The 22232-nt window shown below is 46.2% G+C and carries 24 protein-coding genes; 15 read left to right on the forward strand and 9 right to left on the reverse strand.

Features of this window, described 5'->3' with window-relative positions; all coding sequences use genetic code 11:
- Nucleotides 1-95: 95 nt before the first annotated feature.
- Both ispA and dxs read left to right on the forward strand, forming a co-directional pair.
- A complete protein-coding gene (ispA, locus tag AACV12_RS08800; protein ID WP_013857402.1) occupies nt 96-980 on the forward strand; it encodes a (2E,6E)-farnesyl diphosphate synthase in 885 nt (294 codons plus the stop codon).
- 19 nt (nt 981-999) lie between these two features.
- Nucleotides 1000-2883, forward strand: a complete 1884-nt coding sequence (dxs, locus tag AACV12_RS08805; RefSeq protein ID WP_013857403.1) for a 1-deoxy-D-xylulose-5-phosphate synthase — start codon at nt 1000-1002, stop codon at nt 2881-2883.
- Nucleotides 2884-3008: 125 nt separating this feature from the next.
- Here dxs and truC read toward each other — a convergent pair whose 3' ends face one another.
- A complete protein-coding gene (gene truC, locus AACV12_RS08810; protein WP_017045581.1) occupies nt 3009-3731 on the reverse strand; it encodes a tRNA pseudouridine(65) synthase TruC in 723 nt (240 codons plus the stop codon).
- On the reverse strand, nt 3725-4045 hold the full coding sequence (locus AACV12_RS08815) for a YqcC family protein (RefSeq protein WP_170900189.1): 321 nt from the start codon (nt 4043-4045) through the stop codon (nt 3725-3727). Before AACV12_RS08815 ends, truC begins: the two co-directional genes overlap by 7 nt.
- 122 nt (nt 4046-4167) lie before the next feature.
- Between AACV12_RS08815 and AACV12_RS08820 the strand changes: the two genes are divergently transcribed.
- Both AACV12_RS08820 and AACV12_RS08825 read left to right on the forward strand, forming a co-directional pair.
- The gene (locus tag AACV12_RS08820) at nt 4168-5211 is read left to right on the forward strand and encodes a DUF3549 family protein (RefSeq protein ID WP_170900190.1); all 1044 of its coding nucleotides are present in this window, start codon (nt 4168-4170) and stop codon (nt 5209-5211) included.
- Between the two features lie 11 nt (nt 5212-5222).
- Nucleotides 5223-5522 (forward strand): DUF3301 domain-containing protein, encoded by a 300-nt coding sequence (locus AACV12_RS08825; RefSeq protein ID WP_170900191.1) that lies wholly within the window; start codon nt 5223-5225, stop codon nt 5520-5522.
- Here AACV12_RS08825 and AACV12_RS08830 read toward each other — a convergent pair.
- Complete coding sequence (locus AACV12_RS08830; protein WP_013857407.1) at nt 5482-5994, reverse strand: GNAT family N-acetyltransferase; 513 nt, start codon at nt 5992-5994, stop codon at nt 5482-5484. The genes AACV12_RS08825 and AACV12_RS08830 overlap by 41 nt on opposite strands.
- Before the next feature lie 868 nt (nt 5995-6862).
- On the opposite strand from AACV12_RS08830, the gene AACV12_RS08835 reads away from it, so the two are divergent.
- Both AACV12_RS08835 and AACV12_RS08840 read left to right on the forward strand, forming a co-directional pair.
- Nucleotides 6863-7150: a hypothetical protein gene (locus AACV12_RS08835; protein WP_047688899.1), complete on the forward strand. Its 288-nt coding sequence runs from the start codon at nt 6863-6865 to the stop codon at nt 7148-7150.
- A gap of 7 nt (nt 7151-7157) precedes the next feature.
- Complete coding sequence (locus AACV12_RS08840; RefSeq protein WP_026027673.1) at nt 7158-7607, forward strand: YaiI/YqxD family protein; 450 nt, start codon at nt 7158-7160, stop codon at nt 7605-7607.
- 51 nt (nt 7608-7658) lie between these two features.
- On the opposite strand, the gene ykgO is transcribed toward AACV12_RS08840, so the two are convergent.
- Together ykgO and AACV12_RS08850 are read right to left on the reverse strand one after the other, a co-directional pair.
- Nucleotides 7659-7784: a type B 50S ribosomal protein L36 gene (gene ykgO, locus AACV12_RS08845; protein ID WP_010319082.1), complete on the reverse strand. Its 126-nt coding sequence runs from the start codon at nt 7782-7784 to the stop codon at nt 7659-7661.
- Between the two features lie 3 nt (nt 7785-7787).
- A complete protein-coding gene (locus tag AACV12_RS08850) occupies nt 7788-8042 on the reverse strand; it encodes a type B 50S ribosomal protein L31 (RefSeq protein ID WP_010319081.1) in 255 nt (84 codons plus the stop codon).
- 121 nt (nt 8043-8163) lie between these two features.
- Here AACV12_RS08850 and tsaA point away from each other — a divergent pair, with 121 nt between their 5' ends.
- The 5 genes from tsaA to AACV12_RS08875 all read left to right on the forward strand — a co-directional run bounded on the left by tsaA (nt 8164) and on the right by AACV12_RS08875 (nt 11951).
- On the forward strand, nt 8164-8859 hold the full coding sequence (gene tsaA / locus AACV12_RS08855) for a tRNA (N6-threonylcarbamoyladenosine(37)-N6)-methyltransferase TrmO (protein WP_047688902.1): 696 nt from the start codon (nt 8164-8166) through the stop codon (nt 8857-8859).
- Between the two features lie 88 nt (nt 8860-8947).
- Nucleotides 8948-10663, forward strand: coding sequence for a proline--tRNA ligase (locus AACV12_RS08860; RefSeq protein ID WP_017047972.1), 1716 nt, complete (start codon nt 8948-8950; stop codon nt 10661-10663).
- Between the two features lie 140 nt (nt 10664-10803).
- Nucleotides 10804-11445: a tellurite resistance TerB family protein gene (locus AACV12_RS08865; protein ID WP_088731992.1), complete on the forward strand. Its 642-nt coding sequence runs from the start codon at nt 10804-10806 to the stop codon at nt 11443-11445.
- Between the two features lie 108 nt (nt 11446-11553).
- Entirely contained in the window at nt 11554-11760 is a 207-nt protein-coding gene (locus AACV12_RS08870) for a YaeP family protein (protein ID WP_010319078.1), read from the forward strand.
- Nucleotides 11760-11951, forward strand: coding sequence for a DUF4250 domain-containing protein (locus AACV12_RS08875; RefSeq protein ID WP_010319077.1), 192 nt, complete (start codon nt 11760-11762; stop codon nt 11949-11951). The genes AACV12_RS08870 and AACV12_RS08875 overlap by 1 nt, the downstream gene beginning before the upstream one ends.
- Before the next feature lie 38 nt (nt 11952-11989).
- Here the strand turns inward: AACV12_RS08875 and AACV12_RS08880 are convergent, their stop codons facing one another.
- Together AACV12_RS08880 and purL are read right to left on the reverse strand one after the other, a co-directional pair.
- The gene (locus tag AACV12_RS08880) at nt 11990-12223 is read right to left on the reverse strand and encodes a DUF3622 domain-containing protein (RefSeq protein ID WP_010319076.1); all 234 of its coding nucleotides are present in this window, start codon (nt 12221-12223) and stop codon (nt 11990-11992) included.
- A 240-nt stretch (nt 12224-12463) separates the two neighbouring features.
- Nucleotides 12464-16360 carry a phosphoribosylformylglycinamidine synthase gene (gene purL / locus AACV12_RS08885; RefSeq protein WP_170900192.1) on the reverse strand — a complete coding sequence of 1299 codons (3897 nt, stop codon included), beginning with the start codon at nt 16358-16360 and terminating at the stop codon, nt 12464-12466.
- Nucleotides 16361-16672: 312 nt separating this feature from the next.
- Here purL and mltF point away from each other — a divergent pair, with 312 nt between their 5' ends.
- Nucleotides 16673-18211, forward strand: a complete 1539-nt coding sequence (gene mltF, locus AACV12_RS08890; RefSeq protein WP_013857418.1) for a membrane-bound lytic murein transglycosylase MltF — start codon at nt 16673-16675, stop codon at nt 18209-18211.
- A 209-nt stretch (nt 18212-18420) separates the two neighbouring features.
- Nucleotides 18421-18555, forward strand: coding sequence for a hypothetical protein (locus tag AACV12_RS08895; RefSeq protein WP_254917022.1), 135 nt, complete (start codon nt 18421-18423; stop codon nt 18553-18555).
- Between the two features lie 37 nt (nt 18556-18592).
- Here AACV12_RS08895 and tadA read toward each other — a convergent pair whose 3' ends face one another.
- Both tadA and AACV12_RS08905 read right to left on the reverse strand, forming a co-directional pair.
- Nucleotides 18593-19108 carry a tRNA adenosine(34) deaminase TadA gene (tadA, locus tag AACV12_RS08900; protein WP_170888572.1) on the reverse strand — a complete coding sequence of 172 codons (516 nt, stop codon included), beginning with the start codon at nt 19106-19108 and terminating at the stop codon, nt 18593-18595.
- Between the two features lie 20 nt (nt 19109-19128).
- The gene (locus AACV12_RS08905; RefSeq protein WP_019281152.1) at nt 19129-20016 is read right to left on the reverse strand and encodes a LysR family transcriptional regulator; all 888 of its coding nucleotides are present in this window, start codon (nt 20014-20016) and stop codon (nt 19129-19131) included.
- Between the two features lie 126 nt (nt 20017-20142).
- Here AACV12_RS08905 and AACV12_RS08910 point away from each other — a divergent pair, with 126 nt between their 5' ends.
- Nucleotides 20143-21276, forward strand: coding sequence for an S-(hydroxymethyl)glutathione dehydrogenase/class III alcohol dehydrogenase (locus AACV12_RS08910; RefSeq protein ID WP_047688923.1), 1134 nt, complete (start codon nt 20143-20145; stop codon nt 21274-21276).
- Between the two features lie 52 nt (nt 21277-21328).
- The gene (gene fghA, locus AACV12_RS08915; RefSeq protein ID WP_013857422.1) at nt 21329-22171 is read left to right on the forward strand and encodes an S-formylglutathione hydrolase; all 843 of its coding nucleotides are present in this window, start codon (nt 21329-21331) and stop codon (nt 22169-22171) included.
- Nucleotides 22172-22232: the final 61 nt, after the last annotated feature.

Below are 22232 nucleotides of genomic sequence, written 5' to 3' on the forward strand. Positions count from 1 at the left end.
TCGCTCGCTATGTGACATGAACCTGTCAATTAAGTCACAGGGAAACGGTCGATCGTAACCTAGTAGATACCACAACTTAGTAGAAAGAGTGCCCTATGATTGAGGCTCTGAGCTCCTATCAGCAAAGAAATATTGACCAATTAAACCTTTGGTTAGGCCGTTTACCGCACCAAAAACAACCGTTGATTGACGCGATGCGCTACGGTTTGTTACTTGGCGGCAAAAGAGCTCGACCTTATTTGGTGTATATCACAGGGCAAATGCTTGGTTGTACGCCAGATGAACTCGATACCCCAGCCTGCGCAATAGAATGTATTCATGCTTATTCGTTGATCCACGATGACCTTCCCGCGATGGACGACGATGAATTGCGTCGCGGTAAAGCCACTTGTCACATCGAATTTGACGAAGCCATCGCGATTTTAGCGGGCGATGCCCTGCAAACACTGGCCTTTACTATTTTGGCAGAAGGTCAACTCGCCGAACATGCGCAAGTCAACCGCATTAAGATGGTCCAAATGTTGGCTCAAGCTTCCGGTGCTCAAGGTATGTGTATAGGGCAAGCGTTGGATCTGCAAGCGGAAAATCGTCTGGTTTCAGTGCAGGAATTAGAAGAGATCCATCGCAATAAAACGGGAGCCTTGATGCGTTGTGCAATCCGTTTAGGTGCGCTTGCGGCTGGTGAAAAAGGGCTTGCGGTACTACCACAATTGGATCGCTATGCCGATGCCGTTGGTCTCGCATTCCAAGTTCAAGATGATATTTTGGATATCGTTAGCGATACAGAGACACTAGGTAAACCTCAAGGCTCGGATCAACAACTCAATAAAAGTACCTACCCAGCGCTGCTAGGGTTACAAGGTGCTATTGATAAAGCACAAAGTCTGTTACAGGAAGCTCTTCAAGCCTTGGAAGCAATACCCTACAATACAGAATCACTCGAAGAGTTCGCCCGATACGTCGTCGAGCGCAAGAACTAAACTATAAGCGCGCAAAATTATGACTCTTGATATTTCAAAATACCCAACACTGGCTTTAGCAAATACACCCGATGAACTGCGCAGTCTGCCGAAAGAGGTTCTGCCAACGTTGTGTGATGAATTAAGAAACTACCTTCTTAATTCCGTCAGTCAGTCGAGTGGCCACCTTGCGTCAGGCTTAGGCACGGTTGAATTAACGGTTGCCCTACACTACGTCTATAACACCCCTTTCGATCAGCTGATTTGGGATGTAGGCCACCAAGCTTATCCGCACAAAATATTAACTGGTCGCCGCGAGCAAATGTCGACCATTCGTCAAAAAGACGGTCTTCATCCTTTTCCTTGGCGTGAAGAAAGTGAATATGACACGCTCTCTGTCGGCCACTCGTCCACCTCAATCAGTGCCGCCTTAGGGATGGCGATCAGTGCAGGTAAAGAAGGGAAAAATCGCAAAGTGGTGGGCGTGATTGGTGATGGTGCTATCACCGCAGGCATGGCCTTTGAAGCAATGAACCATGCTGGCGACGTTCATCCGGATATGTTAGTCGTGCTCAACGACAACGAAATGTCGATCTCTGAAAACGTCGGCGCACTGAATAACCATTTAGCGCAACTGCTTTCCGGTAGCCTTTATACCTCAATCCGTGAAGGGGGCAAAAAAGTGCTCTCTGGCATACCGCCTATCAAAGAGCTGGTACGCCGCACAGAAGAGCACTTGAAAGGCATGGTCGTACCCGGCACCTTGTTTGAAGAGCTTGGATTTAACTATATCGGCCCAGTCGATGGCCATGATGTGATTGAACTTATCAAGACATTACGCAACATGCGCGAGCTCAAAGGCCCGCAGTTTTTGCACATCATGACCAAAAAAGGCAAAGGCTATGAGCCCGCAGAAAAAGATCCGATTGGTTACCATGGCGTTCCTAAATTTGACCCGAGCCACACTAGCCTACCAAAAAGCAGCAATGCTAAACCTACTTTTTCTAAAATCTTTGGCGATTTTTTATGCGACATGGCCGCGCAAGATCCAAAATTAATGGCGATTACACCCGCGATGCGCGAAGGCTCTGGCATGGTTCGCTTTTCAAAAGAGTTCCCACAACAATATTTTGATGTGGCGATTGCTGAGCAACATGCCGTCACCCTTGCGACAGGTATGGCGATTGCGGGAGATCATCCGATAGTGGCGATCTACTCAACCTTTTTACAACGGGGTTATGATCAACTGATCCACGATGTTGCCATCATGAATTTACCGGTTATGTTTGCCATTGACCGCGCAGGGTTAGTCGGAGCTGATGGCCAAACTCACCAAGGTGCGTTTGATTTAAGCTTCATGCGCTGCATTCCCAACATGGTGATCATGGCACCCGCCGATGAAAATGAGTGCCGACAAATGCTCTATACCGGCCATAAACACACAGGGCCAAGCGCAGTGCGTTATCCTCGTGGCAATGGCATGGGAGTCGAAATCCAAACCCAATTTAGTGCGTTAGAGATTGGCAAAGGACGCATTATGCGCCAATGTGACACGGCTATCGCGAATGAAAAAATCGCGATCCTCAACTTTGGCACTTTCCTACCAAATGCGCTTGAAGCAGCCGATAAGCTAAATGCAACAGTGGCTGACATGCGATTTGTTAAGCCCCTTGATGAAACACTCATTCGCCAACTGGCTGCGCAACATGATGTGCTAGTGACCTTGGAAGAGAATGCGATTGCAGGTGGTGCAGGTGCCGGCGTCATTGAACTGATGATGAAAGAGAAAATCCTAAAACCGGTACTCAATCTAGGTTTGCCTGATCAATTCATCGCTCAAGGCACACAAGAAGAGCTGCATGCAGAATTAGGTTTAGATGCCAAAGGAATCGAGCGTTCCATTCAAGAATATTTAGCAAAGTAGCGAGCGTTTTATAAGCTGTCGGTTTTATGAACTGAAGGTTTTTATGAACCGAATAGCTCGATAAGCTACACCACTTTCAGTTACATCCCAATACTCAAAACCCTCGCATCGCGAGGGTTTTGTTTTTATATCGGCTGGCTCCACTCAAACTGAGTAAACAGCCTTTGCCATACCTCATCAAAACCAGCTTTAAGCACTAATGCTTGGCCTGTAAACGGATGAGTAAAACGTAATTCAGAGGCATGGAGCATCAGACGCTGCGCGTCATAATGATCGCGAAATAGGCGGTTGTGCTTGCCATCACCATGAGTGGTATCACCAATAATCGGATGACTCAAATGGTGCATATGACGACGCAACTGATGTTTACGGCCCGTTTGCGGCTTCATTTCCACCAAACAGTAGCGGCTGGTTGGGAAACGCCCGGTTGAATACGGCACTTCTACTGTCGCTAATGGTTGATAAGCGGTGATCGCTTCTTGGGCTTCTTTATCTTGTTTGGCAAACTTATCGGCAATTTTATCTAGCTCGATTTTGAGTGGGTAATCAAGCACATCCCCTTGTTCAATCCAACCACGCACAATCGCATGGTACGTTTTTTCCATTTGATGGTTGGCAAACATCGGCATCATTTGTGCCGCCACTTCACTGGAGAGCGCAAACACGAGCACGCCAGAAGTTGGCCTATCTAATCGATGTAGGGGAAACACATGCTGGCCAATTTGGTCGCGCAGCGTTTGCATCACAAATTGCGTTTCGTGTTTATCTAGCCATGAGCGATGCACCAGCATTCCTGCGGGTTTATTCACGGCGACCAAATCATCGTCCTGATACAGAATCTCTAACATGGTTGGCTTACCTCATCAATCAAACGTAGCAACGCAATCACCTCAGCCAATTCCGCTTGATGTTGCCATGCCTCTTCAAAATAGGGAGTGAGCGAAAACCCTTGAGGAAGCTCTGTTTGCTGCTCAATTGCCAATAACATTTTGGGGATGAAAATCCACTGCAGCCACTGCTCCGGAGTGAGGGTATCGATGGAGAAAGGCTCTGTGCTCATCAATGCGCTTTCGCTTGGCGGCTGAGATTGCCAGTACTGAGAATTGCGTAACTGAGTTTCTAGTTGCTTCAACAGGTGGGTCAGTTTTGTGCTTACTGTCATTATTCACCAAGTTAATTTGCTAAGTGACCTTGAAAATGGGCTATAGAGTACCATTTATTGTTCAAAGAGAGTTATTGATCAAAAATAGTTATTCAAGAACACAAGTTAAGGCCACTTTATCCATGGATACCATTCATACGCTTAGCCAATTGCTCACCAATAGTGGTAGCCAATATCGGATCTTTGATTTAGGAAGACGCATCTGCCCGATTGAAAATACACACTTTTCTCAAGTAGAAAAAGGTCAACAACCGTATCCCTATCCATTGCAGCGTCATGCTCATCTTGCCATCGCGTATTGGAACCAAGCCCAACAACCTTGGATCTGGTTTCTTAAATTCTCTTTGGATGAACGCGGCCTACTCAAACAAGCTGAGATAGGTAACTTCATCAAGTTTGTACTTGAAGCGATGGGGTCACGTTTGCATCAAGACCTCAGCGATGAGCAGCAGCAAAAGCTTGCCAATAACCCTTATACCTTTAAACCGAGCGACGACAAAATGGCAGTATTCCACAGCCAAATACGCGCCCAGTTGAACCTACCATCAAGCCAATATTATGAGCATGCGCAACACTATTTTAGTGGGGATTTAGGCTGGGAAAACTGGCAGACGGTCGGCTTACAAGGCATTACTGATATTTGTGCTCGTTTAAACAAAGAACAAAATAGCGTGTTACTAAGGAAAGCATTAAACCACCTCTCCGCTCAGCCTTTGTATGCCCTGCTTGGGGCACTCGAACATAGTGCACCGTTGAATGATAAGTTGGCGCTGCGTTTGCAAGAGATGGCAATGCTGCACATCGAAAGCCACGAACCTGATCTGTTCTTACTCTCTGCTTTAATACGAGCCTTATCAGGTGCGAATAATGCACTCACCGCGACCTTGGTTGAACGTATTCTGCAAAGCCCACGCTTGAGCCATCAAGAGATATTAATTGCCATTGCAGGGCGCTCGTGGCATGTATTGTCTAACCCATCACTTGCCGAAACGTTTTTATTACGCTTGGCGCAAACAGGCAATCAAGCCCTCTTTAACCAGCTCTTTGCTGATTTAGTGATGCTGCCAGAACTGCGAATGGTACTGCTGCCACTGCTGCATTCTAGCCCTTCGATCGAATTAGCCGATGCCTTAATTCGCTTACAACAAACAACTAAAGCTCAATAACTGGAATGTTTATGCTAGGCGATCTATTGGCTATTTTATTACTCAGCTTGGGCTGCTTTCTTTTCTGGCAACAGCGTCGCCAAGCCGAATTAGCAAAAGCGGCGATCAGTCGAAAATGCGAACAACTCGACTTACAGCTGATCAGCGTTGCTTTTGGACACCACAAATTCAAAACGCCAGAAGGACTCTGGCGTTGGCATACCGTTTATTGGTTTGAGTTTTCTGCACTAGGTGACGACTGCTACCAAGGTGAATTACAAATGATAGGCTTTAGGCCATCTGCTTTTCATTTGCCGCCTCATCGTATGTAAACTCAAATTCCCAATAAGGGCCAAAAACATCTTCTTTCTCACCCAACAGCTCAAAGCCGAGTTTTTTGAGTACCGCAATAGAGGCATGGTGGCCAATATTAGCAGTGGCTGTAATTTTTTGTCGTTGCAATTGGTAGGCTGCTTTAGGTAAAAAAGCCTTCAATGCCTCAGTTGCAATGCCTTTGCCCCAATACAATTTATCAAAAAGAAAACCGAGTTCTGCTCGCTCTTCGTCAAGTTCAATGAACAAATGCCCCATGTATTCGCGGTTATAATTATCTAACACCGCCATTGCGTACAAATGAGGATCATGAAGCACTCGTTGAAAAAGCTGTTTTGCTGAAGCGACCGTTTTAGGGCCATTCATCTGTGCCCGATTTTTGGCGCAACAATTGAGCATCAAAAAATCAGACTCTAACGAATCGGTGTAAGGGAGAAGAAGCGTTCTTCTTGTTACGGTTGTCACGTACAATCCTTGTTAGCCGCAAAATAATACCGAAAGACTCAACTAGGCTCAGGGCAATACGCCTTAGCCCAGATAAAATCTGGTACTCTATTTTTGCAAAGAAGCCGAAAATTAAACCAACCGAACGATGAGGTAATTGATCTAGATTGTTTTTTTGTTGTTATTATTTTGCTGCACTTATCATATGAACTTTTTTTGAAGCAACAACACGCTAAAGCCAGAATGCAAGTAATAAGAAAAGCCTCAACACGCATGTGTCGAGGCTTAAAGTCTTACTCGCAGCAGTCCAGCTACTAAATTGTGTGCTCCATGCATCATCCATAATAGTGGCCAATTCTTCGGCTCATCCTGCATCGCCATCCTAGCGGTGTCCAAACTTTCCATGGTACTAACACTCCGGTCAATACTCATCACTTGTTCCTTGAGCGGTGTCCATAACATCATCCTGATGTTGTCCTGCCTTATCCACAAGGTGTCCATCGCCAATCCATGCAGCTCGCATCCTGCCAACTGTTGTATCCTTACGCTGTCCTAGCATCCTGCGTGGTTATTCTTCGTGAACAACCTTGTCTTCTTCCTGAAGAGACCAAACCCTGGTGCTTTGTAATTCCTTGTCAGAATCCTTCCGACAGGGTTCAATTTACTCGTTTGGCTTTAAGAAACAATCACCTAAAAATATCATTTTAAAAAAAACAACCTAAAGAAATAGATATATTAATTAAAAACAAATAGTTATAAAAAAATCACCACCAAACACTGCGCTAAACACTGTGATTTCTTACAAACAATGTGCGAGATCTCTTACAACACTTCGCCACTTTTGCTCTTGGTAAATAAAAGGTAAGATCACAGCAACTCACAAAAAGGACAACCTATGCTCACAAAAGATGTCACTCAAGAACTAGAAAACATCTTGACTCTCTTACAACAACAGGGAAAGGAACCGAGTGTGGCCTTAGTAAAGTCACGTCTTAGCACCTCAGTGCCAATGCCAGCCTTGATTGCAACCATCAAAAGTTGGAAAAATGCACACCGAGTTCCCAAAGTAGAAGTGAGCGTTAGTACGGAAAATAGCGCGAGCAAGGTAGCCGAACTTGAAACGCAACTAGCCGCTTTGTCAGCCCGAGTAGCAGCCCTAGAGGCACAACTAACCGAGAAGTAATTGAATGATGAAAATTTGGGTGGACGCCGATGCATGTCCGAAAGTAATTCGTGAAACCATTGTCCGCGCAGCCGAAAGGACGGGCGTTGAATGTACTTTTGTGGCCAATCATGTCGTTCCGATTCCGCAACGATCCAACATTCGTTCACTGCAAGTCCCCAGTGGTTTTGATGTTGCCGATAACGAAATCGTCAAACGGGTAGAAGTGGGCGATTTGGTAATTACTTCCGATATTCCGCTGGCCGATGAAGTGATAACCAAAGGTGGCTTGGCACTCAATTCTCGTGGTGAGCTGTATACCAAAGAGACCATCAAGGCTCGCCTCAATATTCGAGATTTTATGGACACAATGCGCTCAAGCGGTATCCAAACTGGCGGACCAAGTGCGCTTTCTCAAACAGAACGGCGCGAATTTGCCAACCATTTGGATCGCATTTTGGCTAAAGCGAACAAATAACCACGTTTTGACGGTTGGACAATCACTGGCCTGTCCAACCGTTTCTCTTCATTAGCGCTGAACCGCCTTAAATCTTGGATTGGTTTTACAAATTACATATAAACGACCGCGTCTTTTGACGATTTGACAATCTGGATGACGTGATTTTGCGCTTTTTAATGAACTTAATACTTTCATAGTTTACTCCTTACCAAACTGAGCAAAGCGACGATTGAAATTCGCCACTCGTCCTTCTTTTTGAACAACTCGCTGCTTACCGGTGTAATACGGATGCGATTCAGACGACACATCTAAGGTGAAATAAGGATAGGTGTTGCCATCTTCCCACTCGATCGTCCGATCAGTTTTTAGCGTTGAACCCACAATAAAATACTTATCCACACTGGTGTCGTGGAAAACCACTTTTTGGTATGGCGGATGAATTCCGTCTTTCATCAATTTTCCCTCACTTAAATTGTTATGTTATAACATGCCAATTAATAATCATTACCAAGAAGAAAAGCAAGCTTAAATGTGATATTTTTCTCAACCAACGTGAAAAAAGACGGATACGGATATGCACACCATTGCTCCGATTGGCACTATTGAAACGCCTTATAAAGAAAAATTTGCCGTTCCTCGCCAACCTCGCTTAGTGGCGAGCGCAAGCGCGAGAGTCAAGCTCATCGGTCACGCTAATTGCTTAGAGTCGGTGCGAGGTATCGAACAATTTAGCCATGTCTGGTTACTTTTTCTGTTTGACCAAAACCTCGATGCCGGTTGGAAACCGACGGTGCGCCCACCGCGCTTAGGCGGAAATGAGCGGATCGGCGTATTTGCTTCACGGGCCACGTTTCGACCTAACGGCATCGGTATGTCTGCCGTTGAATTGAAAGGCGTCACTCAGCAAGGTGATCAGGTTTATTTGGAACTAGGCAGCGTAGATTTAGTCGATAACACACCGATCATTGACATCAAACCCTATATTCCCTATTCCGATTCGATAGCCACAGCCAGCGGTGGCTATGCCGAGAGCGAGCCCGACAAGATCGCAGTGACCTTTAGCCAAGCGGCGTTAACAGCACTGAATGCGCGTGCAGATCACGACATGGTTAAAGCCGTCATTGAGCAAGTGCTGGCTCAAGACCCTCGCCCAGCCTATAAGAAACACAAAATCGATCATAAAGAATATGCGGTAAATCTGTTCGATCTGAACGTAAAATTCACTATCGCAAACAACTTAGTCTCAGTAACCGCAATAGAACGCTTTTGACAAAGCCGATTGGCTGATATTATTAGCGGCTTAATTCTAGCCTCTCATTGGAGAGCGCTTTTAACTATCATGAAACGGATACCATAGAATGCGTACCAGTAAATATCTTCTTTCTACTTTGAAGGAGACTCCAAACGACGCAGAAGTCGTGAGCCATCAGCTCATGTTACGTGCAGGTATGATCCGTAAGCTGGCTTCAGGTCTTTATACCTGGCTGCCTACTGGTCTACGTGTGCTGCGTAAAGTCGAAAACATCGTTCGTCAAGAGATCGACAATGCCGGTGCAATCGAAACCTTGATGCCCGTTGTGCAACCGTTTGAACTGTGGGAAGAGACAGGCCGCTCTGAGAAAATGGGCCCTGAGCTACTTCGCTTTACTGACCGCCATACTCGTCCGTTTGTGCTTAGTCCAACAGCAGAAGAAGTGATCACCAGCTTGGTACGCAACGAAGTCAGCTCTTACAAGCAATTGCCGCTGAACCTGTACCAGATTCAAACCAAATTCCGTGATGAGAGACGTCCTCGTTTTGGTGTGATGCGTGCTCGTGAATTCTGCATGATGGATGCCTATAGCTTTGATATTGATAAAGCAGGCTTAGAGAAATCTTACCAAGCGATGCACGAAGCTTACTGTAAAGCCTTCGATCGCATGGGGCTTGATTACCGCCCAGTATTAGCCGACACCGGCGCTATCGGTGGTAACGGCTCGCATGAGTTCCATGTATTGGCTGAAAGTGGTGAAGACATCATCGCCTTCTCAACTGAATCGGATTACGCCGCCAACATCGAAAAAGCGGAAGCCATTGCGCCAGCCGTTGAGCGCGCCGCGCCAACTCAAGAGATGACGCAGGTTGATACGCCAAACGCCAAAACCATCGCTGAATTGGTTGAGCAGCATGGCCTACCGATTGAAAAAACAGTTAAAACACTGTTTGTAAAAGCATCTGATGAGATCGATGCCTCTATCGTGGCACTGATCATCCGTGGTGATCATGAACTCAATGAAATCAAAGCCGAGAAACTCGCTGAAGTTGCCGCTCCGCTAGAAATGGCTAGCGAAGAAGAGATTCGCGCGCTGATTGGTGCAGGCCCAGGCTCTCTTGGCCCTGTTGGTCTTGAATTGCCATTTATCGTTGATCACAGCGTAGCCGTCATGAGCGATTTTGGCGCAGGAGCCAACATCGATGGCAAACACTACTTTGGCATCAACTGGGGCCGTGACGTTGAGCTAGCGAAAGTGGAAGACCTCCGTAACGTCGTTGAAGGCGACCCAAGCCCATGTGGCAAAGGGACACTAATGCTCAAACGCGGTATCGAAGTGGGTCATATTTTCCAATTGGGTACCAACTACTCTGAGAAAATGAACTGTGGCGTTCTTGATTCTAATGGTAAAAACACCATTTTAGAGATGGGTTGTTACGGCATTGGTGTATCACGCGTTGTGGCATCAGCCATTGAGCAAAACAACGATAAATACGGCATCATCTGGCCTGACGCGATCGCGCCTTTCCAAGTGGCGATTGTCCCCATGAACATGCACAAATCAGAGCGCGTCCAACAAGCTGCTGAAAAGCTGTATGCGGAACTGACCGCAGCTGGTATTGAAGTGCTATTTGATGATCGTAAAGAGCGCCCGGGCGTAATGTTCTCAGATATGGAACTGATCGGTGTGCCACATACCATCATTATTGGCGATCGCAGTATGGATGAGGGCAACTTCGAATATAAACATCGCCGCAGTGGTGAGAAGTCGGCCGTCGCTATGAATGAAATAGTCTCCTTTATTAATGCTCAAATCGCCTAATAAAGTATGCTCTTGAAAAGGTTGCCTAAATGGCAACCTTTTTTATTTTGTCACCAGCCACAAAAGCTTTTTCAAGCATATTAATCTTCGATTCATCTACGGTGATCTATTCTTTAATCCATTATTAATGGAGGTGACCTATGGATCTAAAAAGTTTACTTAACCAAGCATTGAATTCAGACATCGTAAAACAAGGTTCAAGCCAACTCGGCGCTATCACACAAGATTCAAGTAAACTCAAAACCTTAGGAGCAGGTGCACTCGGTGGTGGCCTAATCGGTTTATTGATGGGCTCGAAGAAAGCAAAAAAAATAGGCACTAAAGTGATAGGGATTGGTGGAGCAGCGGCGCTCGGCGCACTAGCCTATAAAGCGTATAATGACTGGCAAGCAAAACAAACGACCACTCAACCGCAGTCTAGCTTTGACCCTAATGATGCTAGCCACAGCACGCTGATCCTAAAAGCGATGATTGCCGCCGCAAAAGCTGATGGTCATGTGGATGAACAAGAAATGGCGAAAATTGAGCAAGCCATCTCTGAAATGGGCGCAGATAACCAATTGCAGCAGCTGGTAAAAAATGAGCTGCATAAACCGCTCGATCCCACGGCTATTGCACAGTTAGCCACAACGCCCGCACAAGCGAGTGAGCTTTATCTGGCCTCTTTACTTATCGCCGATGAACAAAATTTCATGGAAAAAGCGTATCTGAACGAGCTCGCTAAGCAACTACAGCTAGCCGACGATCTGGTTATGGCGCTAGAGCAGCAAGTGAACGCTTAAAGTTTCATCACATGCAATCAGAGCTTGCGCAAACGCAAGTTCTGATTTTGTCTTTGCCAAACGTAATGTGTATATTGAGAGCCATTATCATTAGTTAGGATTTAATCTATGCAAGTTTACGGTTGTTGTGAATTAGTGCGCGAGCTTTATGCGCAGATAGGCAGTGGTGATCAAGCTTATATTCCTCAAGCAATCTCCTGCGCCATCAAAACCTTGAATGATGTCGCAGCAGACGAATCGCTGCCAAAAGCGGTTCGAGAGCAAGCAGCCTTTGCGGCAGCTAACTTGCTGATTTCTGATTTCGAGGATAAGTGATGAATTTAGCCAATTTTGCCTCGATGGATCCAATCATGCTGATGAGCATCATCAATATGAAGCTACGTGATGATTTTAATGGCGATCTTGATAAGCTGGCGGATGACTTTGATATCGATCGTGCGGCATTAGAGGCTCGCTTAGCCAGTGCAGGTTTTGAGTTTTTACCGCAAATCGGTCAATTTCGTTAAGGCATAAAAAACCCGCTAATTTAAAGCGGGTTTTTGTACTAAGCTTTTTTCTCTTTTCTTGCCAGAGCCTTACGCTCATTGCGTTTCGCTTGGTTCTCAATAAAGCCACTGAGCTCTTTTTCCGCCCAAGCTTGTGCTTGTGCTTCGCTTTCAAAACCCATTTCGCGCTTTGAAACAACACTTCTGCGAGAGGTCACTTGACGTACGATTTCCGCCGCCCAACCATTGCGCTTTTCAGTCACTTTGATGGTAAATTTTTTACTTTCTGACATTTTCGTTTTCCTAAGGGAATAATAAGGGATTACTCATCAACGTTTGTCGCGCGCCATTATATTATATGGCGGCGGATGTTGAACACCATCCCTTGGTAAGCGCGGCATTAGAGCACAAATCACAATTTTTTTCTGCATTTTTTACAAAAAATTCATCCTCAAAGTAAACAAAAAAGCCGCTGAGTTGCAGCGGCTGGAATAACAAGACTAAGTCGTTTATCTCACTGGCGACAAGGTGAGTTACCCTAAGTTCTTACGTGCATTTTGGAACATACGCATCCATGGGCTGTTTTCACCCCAAGAATCAGGATGCCAAGAGTTCGCTACCGTGCGGAACACGCGCTCTGGGTGCGGCATCATGATCGTCACACGGCCATCTTGAGTCGTTAAGCCTGTAATGGCATTTGGTGAACCATTTGGGTTGTTCGGATATTGCTGCGTGGCATGGCCGTTGTTATCCACAAAACGCAGCGCAACGGTGCCTGATTGTTCAATCGCCGTTAAATGTGCCGTATCACGAACTTCAACGCGCCCTTCGCCATGCGAAACCGCAATCGGCATGCGCGAGCCAGCCATCTCATTAAAAAACAGTGAATCAGATTGCTGCACTTCCACTAAGCTAAAGCGCGCTTCAAAACGCTCTGATTCATTGCGCACAAAACGCGGCCATAAATCCGCACCAGGGATTAACTCTTTCAAATTCGACAGCATTTGACAGCCGTTACACACTCCTAGCGAGAAAGTATCTTCACGTTGGAAGAAACTTTGGAACTGTTCACGAGCTTGTACATTAAACAGCACTGATTTCGCCCAGCCTTCGCCCGCGCCCAATACGTCACCATAAGAGAACCCACCACATGCGACGAGGCCTTGGTACTCTTCAAGCACCGCTTGACCCGTTAAGATGTCGCTCATGTGTATATCGGTTGTTTCAAAGCCTGCGCGATCAAACGCTGCCGCCATTTCAACGTGTGAGTTAACCCCTTGCTCGCGCAAAATAGCCATTTTTGGCTTCACGCCTTTAGCAATATACGGTGCTGCAACATCTTGTTGCACGTCAAAGCTCAAACTGACGTTAAGGCCTTTATCACTGTTATCTTGTTTTGCTGCAAACTCTTGGTCCGCGCACTGCGGGTTATCGCGCAGCGCTTGCATCTTATGCGTGGTTTCAGCCCAAATGGTGCGAAGTTCGGTGCGGTTACGCACAACAATAGGTTGTTCACCAGCGGTAATGGCTAGCTCATCAGAAGCGTCAACACGACCGATAACGTGTGAACACGCTTGTAAACCATGCGCCGTTAGCGTCGAGATCACCGTATCTAAATCGTGGTGACGAACTTGAATGACTGCGCCCAGCTCTTCATTAAATAACGCGGCCAATGCATCATCACCTAGCGCAGCGATATCGGCTTTCACGCCACAATGACCAGCAAAGGCCATTTCAGCTAGAGTAACGAATAAACCACCGTCACCTTTATCGTGATAGGCAATAATCTGCTGATTCGCGACCAAAGTTTGGATCGCTTCATAGAAGGCTTTAAGCTGCGCCGCATTATCTACGTCTGCGGGTTTATCACCCAACTGTTTGTAGACTTGTGCTAACGCCGTTGCGCCCAAGCGATTCTTACCATTACCTAAATCAATCAAAACCAGTGAGGTTTCGCCCTTATCGGTTCTTAACTGAGGGGTGATGGTGTTACGTACATCTTCAACACGAGCAAATGCCGTGATCACCAATGATAGCGGAGAGGTCACTTCTTTTTGTTCGCCATTCTCATCCCATTTGGTCTTCATCGACATCGAATCTTTACCCACAGGGATAGTCAGGCCGAGCGAAGGACAAAGCTCTTCACCGACCGCTTTTACTGCCTCATACAAACCAGCATCTTCACCTGGGTGACCCGCTGGTGACATCCAGTTCGCCGACAACTTAATGTGTTTGATATCACCGATATGGGTAGCGGCAATATTGGTGATCGCTTCGCCCACGGCTAAACGTGCCGATGCCCCAAAATCCAGCAAGGCAACTGGCGTGCGCTCACCCATCGACATCGCTTCGCCATGGTAAGTATCATAACTTGCCGCAGTGACCGCGCAGTTTGCTACTGGCACTTGCCACGGACCAACCATTTGGTCACGAGCGACCAAACCAGTGACGGTTCTGTCACCAATGGTGATGAGGAAGGTTTTTTCTGCAACCGCAGGGAGACGCAGTATACGATCAATCGCTTCGTTCAATTCGATATCACGGCGATCAAGTGCTGGATTATTAACTTTCAGCGTCTTCACATCACGATACATTTTAGGTGTTTTGCCAAGCAATACGTCCATCGGCATATCAATTGGCGTATTGTCGAAATGTGAATCTTCCAATTTCAGTTCACGCTCTTCAGTGGCAATGCCCACAACAGCATAAGGCGCGCGCTCACGTTGGCAAATGGCGTCAAAGCGCGCCATGTTTTCTGGCGCTACAGCCAGCACGTAACGCTCTTGTGATTCATTACACCAAATTTCAAGCGGGCTCATTCCCGGCTCATCGTTAGGTACATCACGCAGTTGGAAAATACCGCCACGTTCACCATCATCAACAAGCTCAGGCAATGCGTTTGAGATACCACCAGCGCCCACATCATGGATAAAGGCGATCGGATTCGCCTCACCGAGTTGCCAGCAGCGATCAATCACCTCTTGGCAGCGGCGTTCCATCTCTGGGTTTTCACGCTGTACCGACGCAAAATCAAGATCTTCCGCAGATTGACCAGATGCCATAGAAGAAGCGGCACCCCCACCAAGGCCAATGTTCATTGCCGGACCACCAAGCACAATTAAGCTCGCGCCAACAGGGATCTCTTTTTTCTGCACATGCTCGTCGCGGATATTCCCCATCCCACCAGCAATCATGATTGGTTTGTGATAACCACGCACTTCTTCACCAGCATGAGAGTTAACTTTCTCTTCGTAAGTACGGAAGTAACCTAACAAGTTTGGACGACCAAATTCGTTGTTAAAAGCCGCGCCACCGAGCGGGCCTTCCAGCATAATATCAAGTGCCGTGACAATGCGCCCCGGTTTACCAAAATCCGTTTCCCAAGGCTGCACAAAATTAGGAATACGCAAGTTTGAAGTAGTAAAACCGACTAACCCGGCTTTAGGTTTTCCACCAATCCCCGTTGCACCTTCGTCACGAATTTCACCACCGGAACCCGTTGATGCGCCCGGCCAAGGAGCAATCGCCGTCGGGTGGTTGTGTGTTTCCACCTTCATTAAAATATGCGCTTTTTCATGGTGATAACCATATTGGCGTGTCTCTGGATCAGGGAAAAAACGCCCAACTTCTGAACCCACCATGACGGCGGCATTATCTTTATAGGCAGACAGCACGTGATCAGGAGTCACTTCATAAGTGTTTTTGATCATCTTAAACAGCGATTTATCTTGCTTAACGCCATCAATAGTCCAATCGGCATTGAAGATTTTATGGCGACAATGCTCAGAGTTTGCTTGAGCAAACATCATTAATTCGATATCGGTTGGATTACGCTCAAGCTTAGTGACGAAGCTTTCGAACAAATAATCAATTTCATCGTCAGCCAATGCAAGCCCAAGGGTAACGTTTGCTTTTTCAAGCGCTGAGCGGCCGCCATTCAGCAAGTCGACGTACGCTACGGGAGCAGGTTCAGCGACTTTAAACAGTGAGGTTGCTGATTCGAAATCGGTAAACACGACTTCCATCATTCGGTCGTACAGCAGGGAATAAAGCGTAACAAGTTGCGGTTGAGAAAGTTCGCGATCTAATTCGATGTAGTAAGCCGTGCCTCGCTCTAAGCGCTTCACCTCATTCAAACCACAGTTATGCGCAATATCCGTCGCTTTGGAAGACCAAGGCGAGATGGTTCCAGGGCGAGGAGTGACCAGTAAAAGAAGACCTTGTGGCTCATGTTCTTGAATCGTTGGGCCATAAGTGAGTAGTTTCTCTAATTTTTCAAGGGATTGAGCGTCTAAATCCGCAGAGAGATCAGCAAAATGCATGAACTCCGCGTAAATACCCGATACAGGCAGTTGCTGTTCACGACAAAGTTCAACGAGTTTGTTAACACGAAACTCAGAAAGCGCTGGGGAGCCACGCAAAATTCTCATGTGCTTAGGTCTCTTATACAGTGGGTTGAGGTGTAATTGGAATGAATTCAAAATCATTAAAATACAATAAGTTAATAAAAGAAAACTGAATACATACCAATTTCACCTCGTGATTTCGAACGCATTATAAAGGAATTCTTTTTGTGACGTAACACCAAAAGCAACCGTTTGCGTCATTTTTTTTGTCAAATTTGAAATACAGCCACATTAGCGTGGTCACCGACACTTTTTCATCCGTTTTTGATCTGAAACTTTGCCAATATGGCCGCCTTTGATATAAAGGCAGTAATTGATGTAAGAGATCGCTCATAAATGCCAAAGTATTATCTGATTCAGCTTCATCGCTCATTGTCCATTTTCCTACTCACTCTTTTTGTCGTCGGTTGCCAAATCGATTCAGATCCTAAAAGCGAGCTTGACCATATTCGTGAACGTGGCGTATTGCGAGTGGGTACGTTGAACAATCAACTCTCCTACTACATTGGCCCAGATGGCCCTGCAGGGCTGGACTACGAACTAGCACGCGAATTTGCCAATCAGCTTGGGGTTAAACTAGAGATGAAACCCGCTTATCGGTTGTCTAGTCTCTTTCCTGCACTGAAAAATGGGGAAATCGACGTTGTTGCAGCGGGGTTAAGTCAATCGAATCAACGCTTGAATGAGTACAGAACAGGGCCCGCTTATTACTATGTCAGCCAACAAGTCGTCTATAAGAAAGGCAACTGGCGTCCAAGAAATTTAAAACAATTACTGGAAAAACAACCGGAACTGATTGCTGGTCATGAAGGTGACAGCGTTTTTTCTATCGTGAATGAATCCCACTTTGAGAATACACTCAGCGACATTAAACAGATCTACCCAGAGTTTCAGTACAATGTGAATAATAACGCCGACGTTAACGACCTTTTAAAACAGGTTTCGAATGGCGAACTGCTATTTACCATGGCTGATTCGGTCGAAGTCTCGCTGTCGCAGCGAATATACCCTGACTTAGCCGTCGCCTTTGAATTAACTGAAGATCAGCCTATCGCTTGGTATATGCGTCGCTCTGAAGATGAAAGTTTATACGCCTTGATGATTGAGTTTTTTGGCAACCTTAAACAATCTGGTCAATTAGCGGCCTTGGAAGAGAAATATATTGGTCACGTGGGCACGTTTGATTATGTCGATACGCGCGCCTTTATTAGAGCACTCGATGTCCGCTTACCAAAATGGGCCCCTCTTTTCCAACAATATTCTGACGAGTTTGATTGGCGATTGATTGCCGCCTTAGCTTATCAAGAGTCTCACTGGAATCCATTAGCTAAATCCCCCACCGGGGTCCGCGGTATGATGATGTTGACTCTCCCTACGGCAAGAAGTGTTGGTGTCGCCAATCGACTCGATCCGGAACAATCGATTCGTGGTGGTGTCGAATACCTGCGTCGGATGGTACAGCGTATACCAGACTCCATCCCAGAACATGAGAAAATTTGGTTTGCTCTCGCTTCCTATAACGTCGGCTATGGGCATATGATGGATGCAAGACGCTTAACCAAGCAACAAGGTGCGAACCCTGATTCATGGACTGAAGTCAAAGAACGCCTCCCTCAACTGAGACAAAAGAAATACTTCAGCCAGACTCGATATGGCTACGCGCGAGGTGACGAAGCCAAGGCCTACGTTGAAAATATTCGTCGCTATTATCAAAGTATTATTGGCCATGTTGATCAACAAAAGCAGATAGACAATAGTTCAGGTACTGATGATTTGGTTGTGATCAGTATTGAGGAGGAGGAGGCCGCGTTAGAAGCGATGGAATCGGCCGATGAGGCGCAGGATAATCAGTATCTCGACCCCGTAGCTCAATAAGCATAACAATAGCTAAATCTTCCACGTTGAACAAAAATTGCACACTTGATTTCCAAGTGTGCAGCCCATACATCAAAACGTGAAAAAGATCGTTTCCTAAGTTTCATATTATGGTAACAATCCTGCACTATAAAGGCAGATTAAGATTGTCATAAGGCACCCTAAACCATTAGGGATCATTGTCAAAACTCAGCAGTAGGAGGTTGTTTATGCTTAAACGTAAAAAGCTATCAAAACACCTTAATAAAACGGTGGCAGCGAACCGTCGTAAGCGTATGTTATCCAATAATAAAAAGAAAATTATCTGGCGTAACCGTGCATTTATGCAATTAATCTCTGCTTAACCTTCAGCGGCAAACATCTACTCAAAGTGGATGTTTGCTAAAGCCCATCACTCTGTTGTTTATTCCGCTGTTTTTCCGCCTGTATCTCTGCGCGTCTTCGTCTAAAAAAAGATTGCAGTTGCTCCCGACACTCCTCTTCTAACAATCCTTTATCGACCGTCGCGTAATGATAGGAGGCTTGGCTTTCAAATAAATTCAGCACCGTACCGGCCGCCCCAGCTTTGAGATCTGGAGCGCCAAAGACAATCCTTTTGACTCGGCTATGCAGCAGTGCGCCTGCGCACATTGGACAGGGCTCTAAAGTGACGTATAAGGTAGTATCAAGCAAACGATAATTTTGTAACCGTTGACCTGCTTGACGCAAAGCCTGAATTTCAGCGTGCGCTGTCGCATCATGTTGACCAATAGAGGCATTCCAACCTTCAGCAATGATTTCGCCATCTTTAACAAGCACAGCGCCCACAGGCACTTCACCTGCTTGTTCTGCAAGATTGGCAAGCGCGATGGCTCGGCGCATAAACTTTTGATCTTGAACGGTAAACTGTGTATTCATATATCCTATTTTCTCTTTCACTAGCCTTTGCCGTTAGCGGACGATAGCCGTTCTGCCAGAAAATCCACCAGCAGCCTAACTTTTGAGGACAAATGGCGATTTTGTGGGTATAAGGCCCATACACCTTCACGATCATCTCGGTACTGATGTAGCACTTCTTGCAACTCACCCGAGAGCAAATACGGCTCTACATAATAGTCGGGCAATTGTGCGATTCCAATCCCTTGCAACGCGGCATTCAATAACGCCACACCGCTGTTGCATTTAATTTTTCCTTTAACACCGATTTCGCGAGAGCGTTGCTGATCCTTAAATCGCCAATAGTTCATAGTGCCTTGTAAACATTGGTGATGAACCAACTCTGACAATGAATAGGGAGTGCCATATTTCACCAAATAGTCAGGGCTAGCGCAGACAAACAGTTGTCGGTTGGATAACTTTTTGCCAATAAAACTCGAATCATCTAACTGCCCTAATCGTACGGCGACATCAATTCCTTCCGCAATCAGATCCAATTTTTGGTTAGTGAGTATCAGTTCCAACTCCAATTGAGGATGTAACTGTAAAAACTCATGCAGCAAAGGCGCGACTTTCTGCTCACCATAAGTCACCGGAGCGGTCACTTTCAGTAAACCTGACGGCGTTTGCTGCATCTGCGTGACAGCAAGATCAGCCTGCGCTAAGCCTTCAACCAATTGCCGACACTGATGATAATAGAGTTGACCCGCTTCGGTCAGGGAGACTCGCCGCGTGGTACGTTGCAACAACTTTACCGCCAAGCGCTCTTCTAATAGCGCAATACGCCGGCTGACATTCGCTACTGATGTCGATAGTTTATGTGCTGCTGCGGTAAAACTTCCAGTTTCAGCCACCGCAACAAATTCATGAATGCCTTCCCAACTCGCCATCTTAATTATTACTGATAAGTAAAAGTGATTCTTATTTTAGACCGATTATCAAATTTCAAGAAGGGAATATACTGTCACTCTCCCCAACTCACTTGAAACTTCAAGTAATGTGCAAAGGAAAATCTTATGTCATCACATCAATTCATTAAATCTCGCGCGGCGATTGCGTGGGGGCCAAATCAACCACTAAAAGTCGAGGAGGTTGACGTTATGTTGCCCCAAAAAGGCGAAGTGTTGGTGCGTATTATTGCGAGCGGCGTTTGTCATACCGATGCCTTTACGCTATCTGGTGAGGACCCTGAAGGGATTTTTCCGGTTATCCTCGGCCACGAAGGCGGCGGTATCGTTGAGCGGATTGGTGAAGGGGTAACCAGCGTCGAGGTAGGAGATCATGTCATTCCCTTGTACACCGCAGAGTGTGGTGAATGCAAATTCTGTAAATCAGGTAAAACCAACCTGTGCCAAGCAGTACGTGAAACGCAAGGAAAAGGATTAATGCCTGATGGCACTACACGTTTCTATAAAGACGGCCAACCCATTTTCCATTATATGGGTTGCTCCACCTTTTCTGAGTATACCGTATTGCCAGAAATTTCCTTGGCTAAGGTCAATAAAGCGGCTCCATTAGAAGAGGTCTGCTTGCTCGGTTGTGGTGTCACAACGGGCATGGGCGCGGTGCTCAATACGGCCAAAGTTAAACAAGGTGATACTGTGGCCATCTTTGGCCTAGGCGGCATCGGGCTTTCCGCCATTATTGGCGCAAAAATGGCCGGTGCCAGCCGTATTATTGGCATTGATATCAATGAGAGTAAGTTTGAGCTTGCTACTCAGCTTGGTGCAACGGACTGCCTGAACCCGAAAACTCTGACTAAGCCAATCCAAGAAGTGATTATTGAGATGACTGATGGCGGTGTTGATTTTTCTTTTGAGTGCATCGGTAACGTCAATGTAATGCGCCAAGCGTTGGAATGCTGCCATAAAGGCTGGGGAGAATCGGTCATTATTGGTGTGGCTGGCGCGGGCCAAGAAATATCAACTCGCCCTTTCCAATTAGTGACGGGCCGAGTATGGCGTGGTAGTGCATTTGGCGGCGTAAAAGGCCGCTCAGAACTGCCACACATTGTCGAGCGCTATCTGGCTGGCGAATTTGGTTTGCAAGAGTTTATTACCCATACCATGGGTTTAGAGGATATAAACCAAGCCTTTGATTTAATGCATAAAGGCGAAAGTATTCGTTCTGTGATTCATTTTGACCAATAAGCCTTAATAGCCAGCCCTTTTTTCTTAAAGGGCTGGGTGGGGGAAACTTGCTATGCACATTGAAAACATTAGCCAAGCCAAAGTATTTGAAGGCTGGCATAAACAGTACACGCACTCATCACAAGTACTAGGGTGCAGTATGCGTTTTGCTATTTATCTTCCACCTCAAGCGGCCTATCAATCGGTTCCGGTGTTGTATTGGTTATCCGGCTTAACATGCAGCGATGAAAACTTCATGCAAAAAGCTGGCGCATTTCAAAGCGCGGCTAAGCTCGGTATCGCGATTGTTGCCGCCGATACCAGCCCAAGAGGTGAAGGTGTTCCTGACGACCCGCAAGGAGCGTATGATTTTGGCCTTGGCGCAGGATTTTACCTCAACGCAACTCAAGCGCCTTGGGATAAGCACTACCAAATGTACAGCTACATTGTGCAAGAACTTCCAGCCTTAATAGAGCAACATTTTCCCGTAAACCAACAGCGAGCGATTGCAGGACACAGTATGGGTGGCCATGGTGCGTTAACCATCGGATTGAAAAACCCTCAACGCTATCGCTCGATTTCAGCCTTTAGCCCGATAAGCAACCCAATACACTGCCCTTGGGGGCAAAAAGCATTTCGCCACTACCTTGGTAATAACCAGCAAGATTGGAAACAATACGATGCGGTTGAATTGCTCACTACTCACTCATCATCCTTACCCATTTTGGTTGACCAAGGAGAGGAAGACCCGTTTTTACACGAACAGCTTAAACCTGAACGCTTACTCGCCGCTGCACAAGCGAGCAATAGCCCACTCTCGTTAAGAATGCATAAAGGTTACGATCACAGTTATTTTTTCATTCAAAGTTTCATTGATGATCACTTAGCATTTCACGCGCAACATCTGCACAAATGAGATTGAAAAAGCCCGCGATACACTCGCGGGCTTTTAATTCAGACTCGATAAATAACGTTAA

It is taken from the genome of Vibrio sp. 2-2(8) (genome assembly GCF_963888495.1).
GTDB lineage: Bacteria > Pseudomonadota > Gammaproteobacteria > Enterobacterales > Vibrionaceae > Vibrio > Vibrio anguillarum.